General features: G+C 71.1%; 19 protein-coding genes. 14 read left to right on the plus strand and 5 right to left on the minus strand.

Annotated features, from left to right (window positions below; genetic code table 11):
* Positions 1 to 4: 4 nt before the first annotated feature.
* Positions 5 to 352 (plus strand): hypothetical protein, encoded by a 348-nt coding sequence (locus AFL01nite_RS13965; RefSeq protein WP_146828418.1) that lies wholly within the window; start codon positions 5 to 7, stop codon positions 350 to 352.
* 136 nt (positions 353 to 488) lie between these two features.
* Positions 489 to 1,280, plus strand: a complete 792-nt coding sequence (locus AFL01nite_RS13970; protein WP_146828420.1) for a hypothetical protein — start codon at positions 489 to 491, stop codon at positions 1,278 to 1,280.
* Between the two features lie 9 nt (positions 1,281 to 1,289).
* Here the strand turns inward: AFL01nite_RS13970 and AFL01nite_RS13975 are convergent, their stop codons facing one another.
* A complete protein-coding gene (locus AFL01nite_RS13975; RefSeq protein WP_146828422.1) occupies positions 1,290 to 2,627 on the minus strand; it encodes a CHAP domain-containing protein in 1,338 nt (445 codons plus the stop codon).
* A 193-nt stretch (positions 2,628 to 2,820) separates the two neighbouring features.
* Between AFL01nite_RS13975 and AFL01nite_RS13980 the strand changes: the two genes are divergently transcribed.
* The 9 genes from AFL01nite_RS13980 (at position 2,821) to AFL01nite_RS14015 (ending at position 8,690) form a co-directional block, all read left to right on the plus strand.
* Positions 2,821 to 3,435: a type IV toxin-antitoxin system AbiEi family antitoxin domain-containing protein gene (locus AFL01nite_RS13980; protein ID WP_146828424.1), complete on the plus strand. Its 615-nt coding sequence runs from the start codon at positions 2,821 to 2,823 to the stop codon at positions 3,433 to 3,435.
* Entirely contained in the window at positions 3,432 to 4,199 is a 768-nt protein-coding gene (locus tag AFL01nite_RS13985; protein WP_222593545.1) for a nucleotidyl transferase AbiEii/AbiGii toxin family protein, read from the plus strand. Before AFL01nite_RS13980 ends, AFL01nite_RS13985 begins: the two co-directional genes overlap by 4 nt.
* 164 nt (positions 4,200 to 4,363) lie before the next feature.
* A complete protein-coding gene (locus AFL01nite_RS13990; protein ID WP_146828426.1) occupies positions 4,364 to 5,575 on the plus strand; it encodes a TadA family conjugal transfer-associated ATPase in 1,212 nt (403 codons plus the stop codon).
* Positions 5,563 to 6,417, plus strand: coding sequence for a type II secretion system F family protein (locus tag AFL01nite_RS13995; RefSeq protein WP_146828428.1), 855 nt, complete (start codon positions 5,563 to 5,565; stop codon positions 6,415 to 6,417). Before AFL01nite_RS13990 ends, AFL01nite_RS13995 begins: the two co-directional genes overlap by 13 nt.
* The gene (locus tag AFL01nite_RS14000; protein ID WP_146828430.1) at positions 6,414 to 7,322 is read left to right on the plus strand and encodes a type II secretion system F family protein; all 909 of its coding nucleotides are present in this window, start codon (positions 6,414 to 6,416) and stop codon (positions 7,320 to 7,322) included. Before AFL01nite_RS13995 ends, AFL01nite_RS14000 begins: the two co-directional genes overlap by 4 nt.
* Before the next feature lie 15 nt (positions 7,323 to 7,337).
* Positions 7,338 to 7,502, plus strand: a complete 165-nt coding sequence (locus tag AFL01nite_RS15370) for a hypothetical protein (protein WP_186813960.1) — start codon at positions 7,338 to 7,340, stop codon at positions 7,500 to 7,502.
* Positions 7,499 to 7,876, plus strand: coding sequence for a TadE family protein (locus AFL01nite_RS14005; RefSeq protein ID WP_146828432.1), 378 nt, complete (start codon positions 7,499 to 7,501; stop codon positions 7,874 to 7,876). Before AFL01nite_RS15370 ends, AFL01nite_RS14005 begins: the two co-directional genes overlap by 4 nt.
* Entirely contained in the window at positions 7,873 to 8,289 is a 417-nt protein-coding gene (locus AFL01nite_RS14010; RefSeq protein ID WP_146828434.1) for a hypothetical protein, read from the plus strand. The genes AFL01nite_RS14005 and AFL01nite_RS14010 overlap by 4 nt, the downstream gene beginning before the upstream one ends.
* Entirely contained in the window at positions 8,286 to 8,690 is a 405-nt protein-coding gene (locus AFL01nite_RS14015; RefSeq protein WP_146828436.1) for a pilus assembly protein TadG-related protein, read from the plus strand. Before AFL01nite_RS14010 ends, AFL01nite_RS14015 begins: the two co-directional genes overlap by 4 nt.
* A 20-nt stretch (positions 8,691 to 8,710) precedes the next feature.
* On the opposite strand, the gene AFL01nite_RS14020 is transcribed toward AFL01nite_RS14015, so the two are convergent.
* Entirely contained in the window at positions 8,711 to 8,914 is a 204-nt protein-coding gene (locus AFL01nite_RS14020; protein WP_146828438.1) for a hypothetical protein, read from the minus strand.
* A gap of 171 nt (positions 8,915 to 9,085) precedes the next feature.
* Between AFL01nite_RS14020 and AFL01nite_RS14025 the strand changes: the two genes are divergently transcribed.
* A complete protein-coding gene (locus AFL01nite_RS14025; RefSeq protein WP_146828440.1) occupies positions 9,086 to 9,445 on the plus strand; it encodes a histone-like nucleoid-structuring protein Lsr2 in 360 nt (119 codons plus the stop codon).
* 76 nt (positions 9,446 to 9,521) lie between these two features.
* On the opposite strand, the gene AFL01nite_RS14030 is transcribed toward AFL01nite_RS14025, so the two are convergent.
* From AFL01nite_RS14030 to AFL01nite_RS14040, 3 genes are read right to left on the minus strand one after another with little or no spacing between them, the layout of a single operon-like run.
* Complete coding sequence (locus tag AFL01nite_RS14030) at positions 9,522 to 10,259, minus strand: hypothetical protein (protein WP_146828442.1); 738 nt, start codon at positions 10,257 to 10,259, stop codon at positions 9,522 to 9,524.
* Positions 10,260 to 10,277: 18 nt separating this feature from the next.
* On the minus strand, positions 10,278 to 11,294 hold the full coding sequence (locus AFL01nite_RS14035; RefSeq protein WP_146828445.1) for an SGNH hydrolase domain-containing protein: 1,017 nt from the start codon (positions 11,292 to 11,294) through the stop codon (positions 10,278 to 10,280).
* Between the two features lie 55 nt (positions 11,295 to 11,349).
* Positions 11,350 to 11,964, minus strand: a complete 615-nt coding sequence (locus AFL01nite_RS14040) for a DUF2510 domain-containing protein (RefSeq protein WP_146828447.1) — start codon at positions 11,962 to 11,964, stop codon at positions 11,350 to 11,352.
* A 105-nt stretch (positions 11,965 to 12,069) separates the two neighbouring features.
* On the opposite strand from AFL01nite_RS14040, the gene AFL01nite_RS15375 reads away from it, so the two are divergent.
* Together AFL01nite_RS15375 and phoA are read left to right on the plus strand one after the other, a co-directional pair.
* The gene (locus tag AFL01nite_RS15375) at positions 12,070 to 12,219 is read left to right on the plus strand and encodes a hypothetical protein (RefSeq protein ID WP_186813961.1); all 150 of its coding nucleotides are present in this window, start codon (positions 12,070 to 12,072) and stop codon (positions 12,217 to 12,219) included.
* Between the two features lie 80 nt (positions 12,220 to 12,299).
* Positions 12,300 to 13,709: an alkaline phosphatase gene (gene phoA, locus AFL01nite_RS14045; RefSeq protein ID WP_146828449.1), complete on the plus strand. Its 1,410-nt coding sequence runs from the start codon at positions 12,300 to 12,302 to the stop codon at positions 13,707 to 13,709.
* Positions 13,710 to 13,754: the final 45 nt, after the last annotated feature.

A 13,754-nucleotide genomic window follows, 5' to 3' on the forward strand; every position in this document is an offset into this window, starting at 1 on the left:
GCCCATGAGCCTCGCCCGAGTGATCACCACCGTCACCGCCGCCCTGCTCGCCGTCGTCGCGGCCGCGATGCCGGCCTCGGCCGAAACCCGCCCCGACTCGGCCGACTGGCCCGAGGACCCGCAGGCGTTCTCGTTCCTCGAGTGGGTGGGGCTCTTCATCGGCGGCACGGCACTGCTCTTCGTCGTGATCTGGCTGATCGCCGCTGCGATCAACTCCAAGAGCCAGCACTACCGGCCCACCATCCCGGCCGAGGGCGCTCACCAGTCCGGCCACGACATCGAGGCTACGCACCGCATGCCGCTGCCGGGTGCCGCCTCCGCCACCCCGAGGGACGCCGACCCCACGAAGTGACACGGCGACGGACCTCGGTCCGTCGTCCCGCGAGCGCCAGTCGGCTCCTGGTCCTTGCCACCCGCGCCCGCGCGTCATCATCCTTGAGGCACGGGGTCGCGTTCGTCTGAGGCCGTCCCCGAGGTCGGGGGGCCGCATGTCCGAGCAGCGCATGACGCCGAGTCGTCGCCTGAAGGTGATGGGCGCGGCGCTCGCCTCGATCGTCGCCGCGTGGGCGGTGTCGTACTTCGGCCCGGGACTGTGGTCCGAGGCCAAGGAGGCCGCGGGTCAGGACCCCCTGCGCGTCACCGTCCTGGCGTCCGACGAGTTCGTCTCCCCGGTCGAGGCCGAGCACCGCGGTGAGTACGTGTGGCCGGCCGACACCGAGGGCATCCGTGACCGGGCCGCGGCGTGGGTGGCCGGCGAGGGCGCCCTGCCGCCGGACGAGGTGTCGCGTGAGGAGGGTGCCTTCGACGCGCACTCGACGATGTTCCGGCTCCAGCTGCGAGCGTCGGGCGGCGACACCGTGACCATCCACCAGTTCGAGGTCGAGACGCAGGACCGCAAGCCGCCGCTCGCGGGCTACTGGTTCACCGGCGACCAGGGCGGTGTCGCCGACGTGTCGTACCTGAGCGTGTCGCTCGACGACGAGAAGGTGACGTGGATGGATCCGCAGACGGGTGTCGAGACCCCGCCGAAGACGCTCGAGGTGACGTCGTCGGACCAGGAGTACGTCGACGTGCTCGCCCGCGCCACGGACTGCGCCTGCACGTGGCGGCTGAGGCTCGGTTACACCACCTCCGACGGAGATCGGGGCGAGCTGGTCGTCGGTCCGTCGAAGGGGCAGTCGTTCCGCACGACGGGCCTGGGATCGGCCGCGAGCGTCCACCTCACCTCGGGCTGCACGATGCCCGCCGGCGCGAGGCCCGACCTCTGCGCCGGCCTGTAGTGACGTCGCTCAGTACTTCGGGTCGGCGTAGAACACGATGCGCGACGTGTGCCGCTTCACGACGTGGACGCCGCGGGGGATGCGCGAGCCGCCGCCGGCCGAGACGTTGCCCTCGACCGTCCAGACGTGGTCGCCCTTGACCTTCGAGACGATCCCGACGTGGGTGGGCTTGCCCTTCTCGAAGTAGCCGATGTACGCCAGGCGTCCGACGCGCGGCGTCTTCGCGGTACGTCCGCGCTTGCGCTCGGCCTTCACGAGGGCGGGAAAGCTCTTGGACTTGAGCACCGCGCCGGGCTTGCCGGCGGCGTGGGCGAGCCAGGAGACGAAGTAGCCGCACCACGCGTCCGGGGGATCGGTTTCACCGATCCACCGGTTGTACTTGCTCTGGCGGGGCGTCTTCTCGCGGTAGCCCACCTGCGACTTCGCGACCGCCACGAGGTCGGCCGCACCGAGCTTCGGCGAGACCGCGACGGTCACCTTCTTCTTGGCCTTCTTGTTCACGTAGATGGCGCCGGTGCGGAACTGCTGCAGGCACCCGCCCTCGGGCAGGCCGCACCGGACGTCGCCGGTGGGGGCGCCGAGCCTGCCCTTCGCGCCGGCGTGCGAGCGGTACGTCGAAAGGTGCTTGCCGCGCACGAGCCACGTGCGGCTGCCGCGCTGGACGAGCGTCGCCCGGGCGTAGTTGCGCCACGCGACGTCGCCGGCGCGTCGAACGCCGGACGTCGGCTTGCCCAGCAGGAAGCCCATCGACTTCTCGCGGGAGGCGAGCGTGCGGGTGCCGGTGTGGCGCTTGACCCTGATCTTCGCGGACGAGCGGGTGGTGCTGACGACTGCGCGGTAGACGCCGCTCCTCGGCTTGGCGGGCGACCACGAGTACCAGCCGGTCTTGGACGTCCGCAGCGTCTTGACCCTCGTCTTGCGCTTGCCGCTGTAGCGGTAGATCTTCACCTTCGCCCGGGCCTGCGGCTTGCCCTTCGTGGTCAGCACGCGGCCGCGGAGCCAGAAGTTCTCGCGGGTGAGGACGCGGGTGTCGTGGCCGCTGTTGACCTGAATGCTCACCCAGCGCTTCGTCGCTGCCTGGGCCGTGCGCTTCGAGGTCGCGGGCGGTGCGGTGGCGGTCCGTGGCGCCGCCGATCGCTCCGGTGCGGGGGCGGTCTGCTCGGGGGAGGCCGTGGGCGTCGGGGCGGGCTCGGCCGGGGGAGCGGTCTCGACGGGCTCGGTCGTGGCCGAGGTCGACGGTTCGGGCGTGGGCGCCGTGTCCGTCGTGGCATGGCTGGGCAGGGTCATCAACGAGGGAACCAGGGCCAGGGCGACAGCCACGCCCCACCGGCGTCCGACACGCATCATGACCACAGGGTGCATCACTTCCGTCTCATCCGCATCTGGCACGGGGCTTTCCGGCGACTCCCGTCGATTTTCCCGCGAGGAGAGCGGGGATACTCCTTCGTTCGTCCGGAACTCCCCTCGGTGCGGAAGTGCGTCACTAGAGAAAACGTAGTGTTCAATGCTACGATTTCACTAATAGTGGAACGGAGGAGACATGACGGCACTCCGAGATGTCGCTCGCGCGCAACTGCGCGCCGCCCGGCCGATCAATCTCGCGGACAAGTACGCGAACCCGCGCGCCCTCCTGCGCCACCATGTCGCGAAGGGCGAGCTGATCCGGCTCGCTCCCGGCTACTACATGGCTCCGCCGGACGACCGACCGCTCCCGTGGCGGCCCACCATCGAGACCGCCACCGCGGCCATCGCGACGACGGCCTACCCCGGCGAGGAGATCGCGCTCATGGGCCTGACGGCAGCACGCCTCCACGGGGCGTTGCCTCGTGCCATCGGCGCCGGCATCGTCGCCGTCCCGCGTCAGCACGCACCCATCACCCTCGATGACGGCGGCCAGGTCGTCTTCGTCACCCGCGACACCGCCCGCCTCGACGGCGTGCGGATGCCCGTGGAGACCGGCCGCGTCCTGGTCACCACCGTCGAGCAGACCGTCCTCGACCTCGCGCGCCGACCGAACCTGGGCGGCCTCGAGACCGAGGCTCACGCCGCGATCGAGAACCTGATGCCGCGCGTCGACACCGAGCACCTGCTCGCGCTCGCCGACGAGCAGCACTTCGGCCGCCGCGCCGCTGGGCTCATCGAGGCCACGCGGTGACCGCGCCGACCGATGCCGGGCCGCCGCAACTCACCGACGAGGCGAGTGTCCTCGAGCAGTTCGGTGTCAGCACCGCAAGTGCGACGCGACAAGCTCATCTCGCACGTACTGGTCGCCCTGTCGCAGCTGCCGACGACCAGCTGACGTTCTTCGGCGGCACCGCGCTCAGTCGCACCTACCTGACCGACCTCCGGCTCAGCGAGGACATCGATCTGATCGCCCTGGGTCGTCGCGCTGACATCGCCAAGGACATGGACCGCGTCGTCTCGCGTGCGCTGGCGAGGGCCTACGGCGAGGTCACCTGGCAGCCCGAGCTCACCAGCACCCGCGGCTCGCAGCCGGCGGTCTTGCAGGTCGACGACCTCCAGGTGCAGGTGCAACTGCTCGACGGCACTGGCTATCCCGCCTGGCCGACGGAGGTCGTCAGCCTGTACCAGCGGTACGAGGGCGTTCCTGCCGCGTCCCTGCGCGTGCCGACCATCGCTGCCTTCGCCGCCTCCAAGCTCGCAGCATGGAGCGACCGCGCAGCCGCGCGTGACCTGTACGACCTCTGGGCGCTCGCCGAGCGTGGCGCAGTCACCACGGAAGCTCTCGACCTGTTCGTCAAGCATGGCCCCACGGGCCGTCCGCCCACGCCACGGATGTTCGAGACAGCACCGACCGAGGAAGCGTGGGAGACGGGGTTGGGCCACCAAGGCGTCATCAGGGCCAGCCCCGACGAGGCACTGGCCGCCGTCCGGGACGCCTGGCTCGGCAGCGCCTGACCGATCCGCCCGGACACGTCCGGCAGACGATCTCACTCGGACGCTCGCGGGCTTGGGCGTCTCTTTCGTCCCTTCATCCACAGATTGGTTCTCGGGCCTTGTCGGGGCAACTCGCGGTTGGGAATGATGCGGGCCAAGCAGTTCCGGCTTTCGGGGGGAAGCGCATGGAGGTCTTGGCCGATCGCGTCCGCGCGTTGGTCCGCGAGCGGCGGATCGACCCGCGCACCGACGTCGACGCGTTGCGGCAGGCGGCCAGCGACGCGGTCGCCGAGCACGAGCAGCGCAGTCTCACCGGAGCCGTCCGCGCGCTCGACGAGCCGGACCGCGTCGTGGGCGAGCTGGTCTCCGACCTCGTGGGGTTCGGTCCGCTGCAGCGCTTCCTCGACGACCCGGAGGTCGAGGAGCTCTGGGTGAACGAGCCCGAGCGGGTCTTCGTCGCGCGCAACGGCCGCCACGAGCTGACGTCGGTCATGCTCACCGCCGATCAGGTCCGCGAGCTCGTCGAGCGGATGCTGTCGTCGAGCGGTCGTCGGCTCGACATCAGCCAGCCGTTCGTCGATGCCATGCTCCCCGGCGGGCACCGCCTCCACGTCGTCCTCGACGGGATCACGCGCGGATTCACCGCCGTCAACGTCCGCAAGTTCGTGGCCCGCGCCTCGGTGCTGGAGGACCTGGTCGCGCTCGGCACCCTCGACGACCGCTCGGCGGAGTTCCTGAGGTCCTGCGTCCTGGCGGGACTCAACATCGTCGTCAGCGGAGGCACGCAGGCCGGCAAGACGACCCTGTTGAACTGTCTCGCCGGCGCGATCCCGGGCACCCAGCGACTCGTCTCGGTCGAGGAGGTCTTCGAGCTCAAGACGTCCCACCCCGACTGGGTCGCGATGCAGACCCGTCAGGCCGGCCTCGAGGGAACCGGAGAGATCACGCTGCGGATGCTGGTCAAGGAAGCACTGCGCATGCGCCCGAATCGCATCATCGTCGGCGAGGTCCGCGCCGAGGAGGCGCTCGACCTGCTCCTCGCGCTGAACTCGGGCCTCCCCGGCATGGCCTCGATTCACGCCAACTCGGCCAAGCAGGCCCTGGTGAAGCTCTGCACCCTGCCCCTGCTGGCGGGCGAGAACGTCTCGGCAAGCTTCGTGGTCCCCACGGTCGCGACGGCCGTGGACATCGTCGTGCACACCGCGATCGACGCGGCGGGACGCCGCACGGTCCGCGAGATCGTCGCCACCACCGGCCGCGCCGAGAACGGCATCATCGAGGCGGAGCCGATCTTCGTCAGGCGGGGCGGGGTCCTCGAACGAGGGCCTGGCACGCCCCAGCGTCGTGAGGCCTTCGAGGCCGCCGGCATCGATCCGGGGTCGCTGTGGGAACGCTGATCGGCCTGGTCTTCGGCATCGGGCTCGTGCTCCTCGCCGACAACTGGCAGCCGAAGCCGGAGAGCCCGGCCCGACCCCGTGCACCACGCCGCATCGAGGCGTTGCTGGAGCGGGCCGGGATGCCGGACGTCAGCCCACGGACCATCGTGGTCGCCGCGATGGGCGCCGGTCTCGTCGCTGCCGTCGTGGCGGCCGGGATCACCGGCGTGGCCGTCGTCGGGCTCCTGGCCGGCATCGCTGCTGCGTGGACGCCGCTCGCCCTCGTCCGCTCCCGTGCCGTGCGGCGTCAGCGCGAGCACGCCGAGGCGTGGCCGGACGCCGTCGACCATCTGGCCTCCGCCGTCCGGGCCGGACTCTCGCTCCCCGAAGCGCTCATCCAGCTCGGCGAACGCGGTCCCGAGCAGCTGCGCCGGCCGTTCGTGCAGTTCGGCCGCGACTACGGGTCCACCGGTCGGTTCGCCGAGAGCCTCGATCTGCTCAAGGCGCGGCTGGCCGACCCGATCGGCGACCGTGTCGTCGAGGCACTCCGCATCGCCCGCGAGGTGGGTGGCGGGGACCTGGGCCGCCTGCTGCGATCGCTGTCCGGCTTCCTGCGCGACGACCTGCGCACGCGCGGCGAGCTCGAGTCCCGCCAGTCGTGGACCATCGGTGCCGCCCGCTTGGCGGTGGCCGCGCCGTGGCTCGTGCTGCTGATGATGAGCCTCCAGCGGGAGCTGATCGCGCGGTTCGCCACGCCGTCGGGCGTCCTGCTGCTCGTCGCGGGGGCGGCGATCTGCCTCGTCGCCTACCGGTTGATGCTGCGCCTGGGCCGCCTGCCCACCGAGCAGAGGATCCTCGCATGACCGGCGCACTGGTCGCAGCGGCGTTCATGAGCGGGTTGATCCTCGTGGTCCAGGGGTGGCGCCGGGCTCGCCGCCCGAGCCTGGCCGACCGCGTGCTGCCCTACGTCCGCGACATCCACCCGGTCATCGGCCCGCCCGCCGGTCGGATCCTGGATCAGCTCGTCGGGCCCTCGTGGCGGCGCGTGACCCGAGGGATCGGCGAGTCCGTGGGGAGCAACGCCGCGATCGCCCGTCGGCTCCGACGCTGCGGCAGCGACGAGAGCATCGAGGACTTCCGTGTCCAGCAGGCGACGTGGGGTGCGGTGGGCCTGGCTGCGGCTGTCGGCATGTCCCTGGTCGCGTGGTCGATGGCGCAACCGCCGGCGATCGCCCTGCTGCTGTGGTGCGGGGCGGGCCTGATCGGTGGCTGCCTGGCCTGCGACCAGAGGCTGTCCGCGCGCGTCAGGAGCCACGAGGCGCGGATGCGGGCGGAGTTCCCGACCGTCGCCGACCTGCTCGCCCTGTCGGTCGCCGCCGGCGAGAGCCCGGTCTCCTCGCTCGACCGGGTCACCCGCGTCAGCCACGGTGCCCTGTCGCGCGACCTCGGCCGGGTCCTCGCGGAGGTCCGTGCCGGCGGCACGGTCGTGGCTGCGCTCGACGACCTCGCCGCGCGCACGGGCGTGATGAGCGTGGCGCGGTTCGCCGAGGCGTTGGCCGTCGCGATCGATCGCGGCACCCCGCTGATCGACGTCCTCCACGCGCAGGCCGCCGACGTCCGCGAGGCGGCACGGCGCGAGCTGCTCGAGTCCGGCGGTCGGCGCGAGATCGCGATGATGGTCCCCGTCGTCTTCATGATCCTGCCGATCACCATCGCGTTCGCATTCTTCCCTGGTTTGGCCGGACTCCACCTGACGTCGGGTGGCTGAGATGAAGGAGATCCGATGAGGTCACGACTTGCACGGCTGCGCACGCAGGAGCGCGGCGACGTCCCCGGGTGGGTGATGATCACGCTGATGACCGCGGGGATCGTCGCGGGCCTGACGGCCCTCGCCGGGCCGGCGCTGACCTCGATGCTCAACCAGGCGTTGACGTCCGTCGGCGGATGAGGGACGAGCGCGGTGCGGCCGTGCCGGAGTTCGTGCTGGTCCTCACCGTGCTGATCCCGCTCGTCCTCGGCATCGCCCAGCTCGCGCTGGTCCTGCACGTGCGGAACACGATGGTGGCCGCAGCGTCCGACGGCGCCCGCGCTGCCGCAGCACTGGACGCGGGTGTCGCCGGGGCGGAGTCCCGCGCCCGTGACGTCATCCGCACCACCTTGGCGGATCGTTTCGCCGACGACGTGGTGGCCCGTGAGTCCCAGGTCGACGGCGTGCCCGTGATCGAGGTCCGGATCCGGGGTGAGGTTCCGCCGCTCGGCCTGTGGGGGCCGGGCGTCGCGGTGGACGCCGTGGGTCACGCCGTCCGGCAGGAGGAGCCGTGAGCCGGGAGCGGGGGAGTGCGACGGTCGAGTTCACGTGGCTGACGCTTCTGTTGCTGGTGCCCCTGGTCTACGTGGTCATCGCGGTGTTCGAGACGCAACGCACCGCCTACGCCGTCGCGGCGGCGAGCGAGGCCGGGGCACGCGCCTTCGTCCAGGCGGACGACCCGACGACGGCGCGGTCGCGAGCGCGGGTGGCCGCCCGGCTGGTCCTGGCCGATCACGACGTGTCCGGGGCGGCCGTCGACACGCGCTGCCGGCCTGACTGCTTCGTTCCCGGGTCGACGGTCGTCGTGGAGGTCCGTTCCTCCCAGCGACTGCCGCTCGCGCCCGACGTCTTCGGCGATCCGGTCGCCGCGTTCGACGTCTCGTCGACCCACACCGAGCCGTTCGGCCGCTACCGGGCGGCCCCATGAGACCCGACGAACGGGCCAACGTCACGGTCCTGACCGTGGGCTTCCTCGCCGTCCTGGGCCTCCTGGTCGTCGTCGTGGTGAACAGCTCCGCGGCCTTCCTCGAACGGCGCGAGCTGATGAATCTTGCCGACCGCGTCGCGCTCCACGCGGCGGACGGACTCGACCGCGACGTCGTCTACACCGAGGGGATCGACGAGGCGGCGGTGCTGGACGACTCGGACGCCCGCACCCTCGTGAGCGGCCTCGTGCCCGCCGACGTGAACCTCACGCTCCGCACCGCCGGCGACCGCGTGGACGTCGAGCTGACACGCCCCTACCGGCTGCCGTTCGTGCCTCCGGGCTTCCCGGACACCGCCACGATCCGGGCCGAGGCCTCGGGCCGTCTGCGGTTGGCTCCCTGACGAGAGGGGCGGTGGAACGCTCACTCGCGGCGCGAGACCGCGAGCCCCAGCTCGACGCCCTTGGCCACGACGCCGACCTGTGCCGCGAGCACGGCCGAGACGACGAGACCCCAGCCGACGAACGTCGCCTCGGAGGTCTCGCCGATGGCCAGGACGACAGCGCCCACGCAGGCGAGAACGAGCCCGGCGAGCAACCAGCCGCCGGCGGACGAGGGAATGGTCATGCCGGCACACCCTAGCCACCCGGGGTGTCGCACGGGCAGTCATTCGAAATGAGAATTCGATTTCCACCCGATGGATATCGGGAAATACGAGTTCTCTTGTCGATAAGGTGACGAAATGAATAGCGAAGACCATTCACGCTATTCACGTAAATGTTGAAGAAAGGCAGAAACATGGCGCAGCGAGTCGTGACCATCCTCACCAGTGACATCTCGGGCAAGGAGATCGAAGACGGCCAGGGCGAGACGGTCAACTTCGCCCTGGACGGCACGTCCTACGAGATCGACCTGACGAAGAAGGAGGCCGAGGAACTGCGCGGTGCGCTGAAGAACTACATCGCGCTGGGTCGCCGGTCCTCGCCGTCGTCGCGTCCGTCGGCCGGCCGTCGCGGCAACGGCAGCGGCAGCGGTTCGGGCCGTACGCCCGAGGAACTGGCGCACGTGCGCGCCTGGGCCAAGGAGAACGGCCACGAGGTGAGCGAGCGCGGGCGGATCAAGCGCGAGGTCCTCGACGCGTTCGACGCCGCCAACTGATCCGCGCGGCGGGAGCCTCACCGAGCTGTCGTGAGGCTCTCGTCCATGCGGGGATCGCGTGTCCCCGGCAGGCCGATCATCCGCAGATACGTCGCGAGGTTCTCGCGATAGCACCGTTCGACGCCGTCGACCGGAGCGTCGGGTGCGGCCGCAGGCGACACCATCCGACCGGCGTCAGTGGGGAAGTGCTGCGCCTCGGGCAGGTGGGGCACGGCGACGATCGCCGTGCCCACCCGCGTCGGCTGGTCCTTCGCGTCATGACCAACCGCACGTCCAGCCGGTAGAGGAAGACGCCCTCGCCCTGGCCGCGGGGCTCGACGTTCATGGTGAAGGTGAACCGGTCGGCCGAATTCGGCTCCAGGGCCTGACTGACCTTGCTGCGAAGCACCTGGTCCGCGGCGGGGTCCACGGGGAGGACCACGTCGTAGTCCTTCGACGACTCGAGCGGGCCGCCGCCGGCCTCGCAGATCCGGAGCCTCCCGAAGTCGAGGATCCCGAACTGGGCTCCCGTGATCACCGAGACCGATGCGCCCACGTTCCGCAGGGTCACGTCGATCTGCGGGAAGACCGTGGGTGGGTCGGACACCAGGTCCTGCCGCTCTCCGCCGTCGACCACGAAGTCCAGGACCTCGATCCGCTCGTCCGCGAGAGTGGTCGGTGGCGTGGGCCGGGGATCATCTCCGTCGCCCCAGCTCGACAGGGCCGCGGTCAGCACCGCACCCACCACGACGACCACGACGGGTCCGACGAAGATGCTCATCTTCTTCTCGAAGCTCAGCTCGGCCCACTGGTCCCTGAACCCTCGATCAGGCATGGGACCACCCGCACCGACTCAGCGGACCAGCCGCTTCGCGCGGAGCTGCGCGAGCAGCACCGGCGCCAGCGTCTTGGAGTAGGTCACCGTGATGTGGGACTGGTCGCGGTAGACGTTGGCGCCGCCGATCACCGCCGGGCAGAAGCCTTTCCTGCAGAACCGTGACCGGAGGTCGATGGCGGCGGCCCCGCCGGTCTTCTTCGCCGTCAGCAGGAACGGGTCCCGACCGAGGCCCTTCCGGTAGGAGACGCCGCACTTCCGCGCGCCCTTGATGGCGCCGTGCTTCACCAGGCACGGCTGCGGCTCGCCCCTCAGCCGCGGGTTGTCGCTGACCGCCGCGATCCGCACGCCACGCGTGAGCAGGGGCCGCCACACGGCACGCATCTTCCTCACCTGCGACGACGCGCCGCCCGACACCTGGCGCGCGTAGCCGGTCGTCACGATGACGTCGGTCCGCGGGGCCTGCTTCACGAGCCAGCGCTGCAGGTTCTTGCGGTAGATCCAACACGGGCGGACGCGCGACTTCGCCAGGCGGGTCACCGGCGACCGGGTCCACGAACACGAGCCGCGCACCTGGGCCTCGAGCGAGAAGTGCCCCGCCCGGGCGAGGACGGCGAGCGCGGGGAGCAGCGTGCGGGCGTGGGAGTCGCCGACGAGGATGACGTGAGGTCGTCCCTTGGCGCGCTTGCCGAAGGTGCAGCCACGGTTGAGCCGGGTCTGCTGGACGCCCGACTGGTAGCACTGCTTGCCGGGGAACCGCGCGGTCTGACTGCGGGCGATGCTGGGCTTGGGGATCAGTTTGCCGCGCAGCGCCGGGTTGTGGCAGCGCTTCCTCGCCATCGAGGCGGCCCCGAAGCACCGGGGTGTGGCCGCGGCCGCCCGGACCACGGTGGCGACGGGCGCAGCGTCCGCGGCGGAAGCCGTCTCGGCTCGCGCCGGGGCGTGGGTCGACTCCGAGACGGCGACGAGCGCGCCGCCGACCGCCACGGCCGAAGCGACCAGGACGAGCCGGATGCGCCGGGAGACAGACCCCATGTCACCACGGTCACCCCATCGGCCCATGGGCGCAAGGGCTCAGTGGCGCAAGGGCTCAGTCGTCGCTGTCCAGCTTCCAGCGGCCGTCCTCGCGGATCAGGGTGTAGCTGGTGTACGTCGGACCCATCCGGCCGCCGTGGTACTCGTCCAGCTCGGGGAACTCCTCCTTGACGATCAGGATGCCCACCGGACCGAACCGCATGCCCCACTCCGGCGTGCCGACCCGCAGGGGCTTCGGCGTCCGCATCCGCTCGCAGGTGAACGGCTCGTCGTACAAGCCGTAGCGGAAGGTCTCCGTCGTCACCGCGATGAGCGCCGCGCAGTCCGACGACCGCTCGGCCTCGGCGAACTCCGCGTACGTGCGCTCCAACGGCTCTGCGCCCAGACCGCCCGAGTTCCACACCGCCACCGCCGACAGCACGCCCACCAGCGCGGACACGAGGAAGACGATCGGCAGGATCCAGACCAGCTTCGACCGCTTCACCTCGACGAGGTCCTCGCGCTTCACCTGCTGCCGCACGGGCTGGGCCGGCTGCGGCACCTGCTGCTGCGGCGCGGCCGACGCCAGGGGAGCGGTGTGCTCGGTCCACCGGGACCCGTCCCACCAGCGCAGCTGCCCGTGCCCGTCGTCGTACCAACCGGGCGGGGTGATCGGCGTGGAGGCGTCCATGCCCACCATCATGCCGCGCACGGGGTGCCCTGCGGTCGACCGATCGTCCCGGGCCCGTCGGCCGGCGTTCGCTTCCTCGTCACGTGCGTGGGCTGCGCTGGTGCCATGAACCACATCGACTGGCAGCGCGTCCGGCGCACCGCCCTCGTGCTGGCGTGCGCGACCTACTTCGGCACCCTCACCGTCATCGGCCAGGTGGCCGACGGCGGACCCGTCCCCGAGCCACCGGCCCAGCGGGTCGAGGCCTCCCGCTGACGCCGTCGGTTGCGCCGATGGCCCGCCGGGCTTCCGCCGCGGTTCACCCGGTGGTCACCGGGGTCCGCTGGTCTGTGGCCATGAAGATTCGCACCAGCACCCGCAGCACGCTCGTCATCGGGACCGCCGGACTGCTCCTCGGGGGAGCAGTCGTGGGATCGGTCGCCTCCGGCCAGCGTGACCTCTCCGAGCATGGAGGCGCGACGCGCCTCTCGGGCGACCAGACCAGGGTCGTCAAGAAGGCCATCGACGGCAGCCGCCCCGACAACGTCATCCTCATCGTCGGCGACGGCATGGGCGACTCGGAGATCACCAGCGCCCGCAACTACGTGCACGGCGCCGCCGGTCGGTTCCCGGGCATCGACAACCTCCCGCTCACCGGCCAGTACACGACCTACGCGCTCACGAAGGACGGCAAGCCCGACTACGTGCCGGACTCGGCTGCGACCGGCACCGCGTGGGCCACCGGCACCAAGTCCTATGACGGCGCCGTCAGCGTCGACGTCAACGGCAAGCCCCAGAAGACCTTGCTGCAGCTGGCGAAGAAGGCCGGCTACAAGACGGGCAACGTCTCCACCGCCGAGCTGCAGGACGCGACGCCGGCCGTCCAGGTCGCGCACGTCACGAGCCGCAGCTGCTACGGGCCGGTGGCCACCGCGGCCAAGTGCCCCGAGAACGCCAAGGAGAACGGTGGCCGGGGCAGCATCACCGAGCAGATGCTCGACACGCGCCCCGACGTCTCGCTCGGCGGCGGCGCCGCGACGTTCGCGGAGAAGGCCACCGCGGGCTCGTGGAAGGGCCAGACGCTGCGCCAGCAGGCCGAGAACCGCGGCTACCGCATCGTCGAGGACCTCGACGCGCTCACGAAGGTCACGAAGGCCGACCAGGACCAGCCGCTGCTGGGCCTCTTCACCCCGGGCAACTTCCCCGTGCGCTGGAACGGCCCGGCGGCCACGCCCGACGGCGGCGCGAAGGCGCCGGTCGCGTGCACCGAGAACCCGGCGCGCACCGACGCCCTGCCCGGCCTGGCCGACCTGACGAAGAAGTCGATCGAGCTGCTCGACCGGGGCAACCGCAAGGGCTTCTTCCTGCAGGTCGAGGGCGCCAGCATCGACAAGCGCAACCACTCCTCGGACGCGTGCGGCCAGATCGGCGAGACGCTCGACCTCGACGAGGCCGTCAAGGTCGCGCTGGACTACGCCAAGAAGGACAAGCACACGACCGTCATCGTCACCGCCGACCACGCGCACACGAGCCAGATCATCGACGCCGGCACGACGACGCCGGGCTCGACGGTGAACCTGCTGACGCACGACGGCCAGCCGATGACGATCAACTACGCCACGAGCGCCGCCGCGGGCTCCCAGCAGCACACCGGCTCGCAGCTGCGGATCGCTGCGTACGGGCCGCGGGCCGCCAACGTCGTGGGCCTGACCGACCAGACGGACGTGTTCTTCACGATCCGGGACGCGCTCAGGCTGAAGAAGTAGTCACCACCGAACAGCGGCGGGTCGTCTCCCTCGAGACGGCCCGCC

It is taken from the genome of Aeromicrobium flavum (genome assembly GCF_007992115.1).
In the GTDB taxonomy this organism is placed as follows: Bacteria; Actinomycetota; Actinomycetes; order Propionibacteriales; family Nocardioidaceae; genus Aeromicrobium; species Aeromicrobium flavum.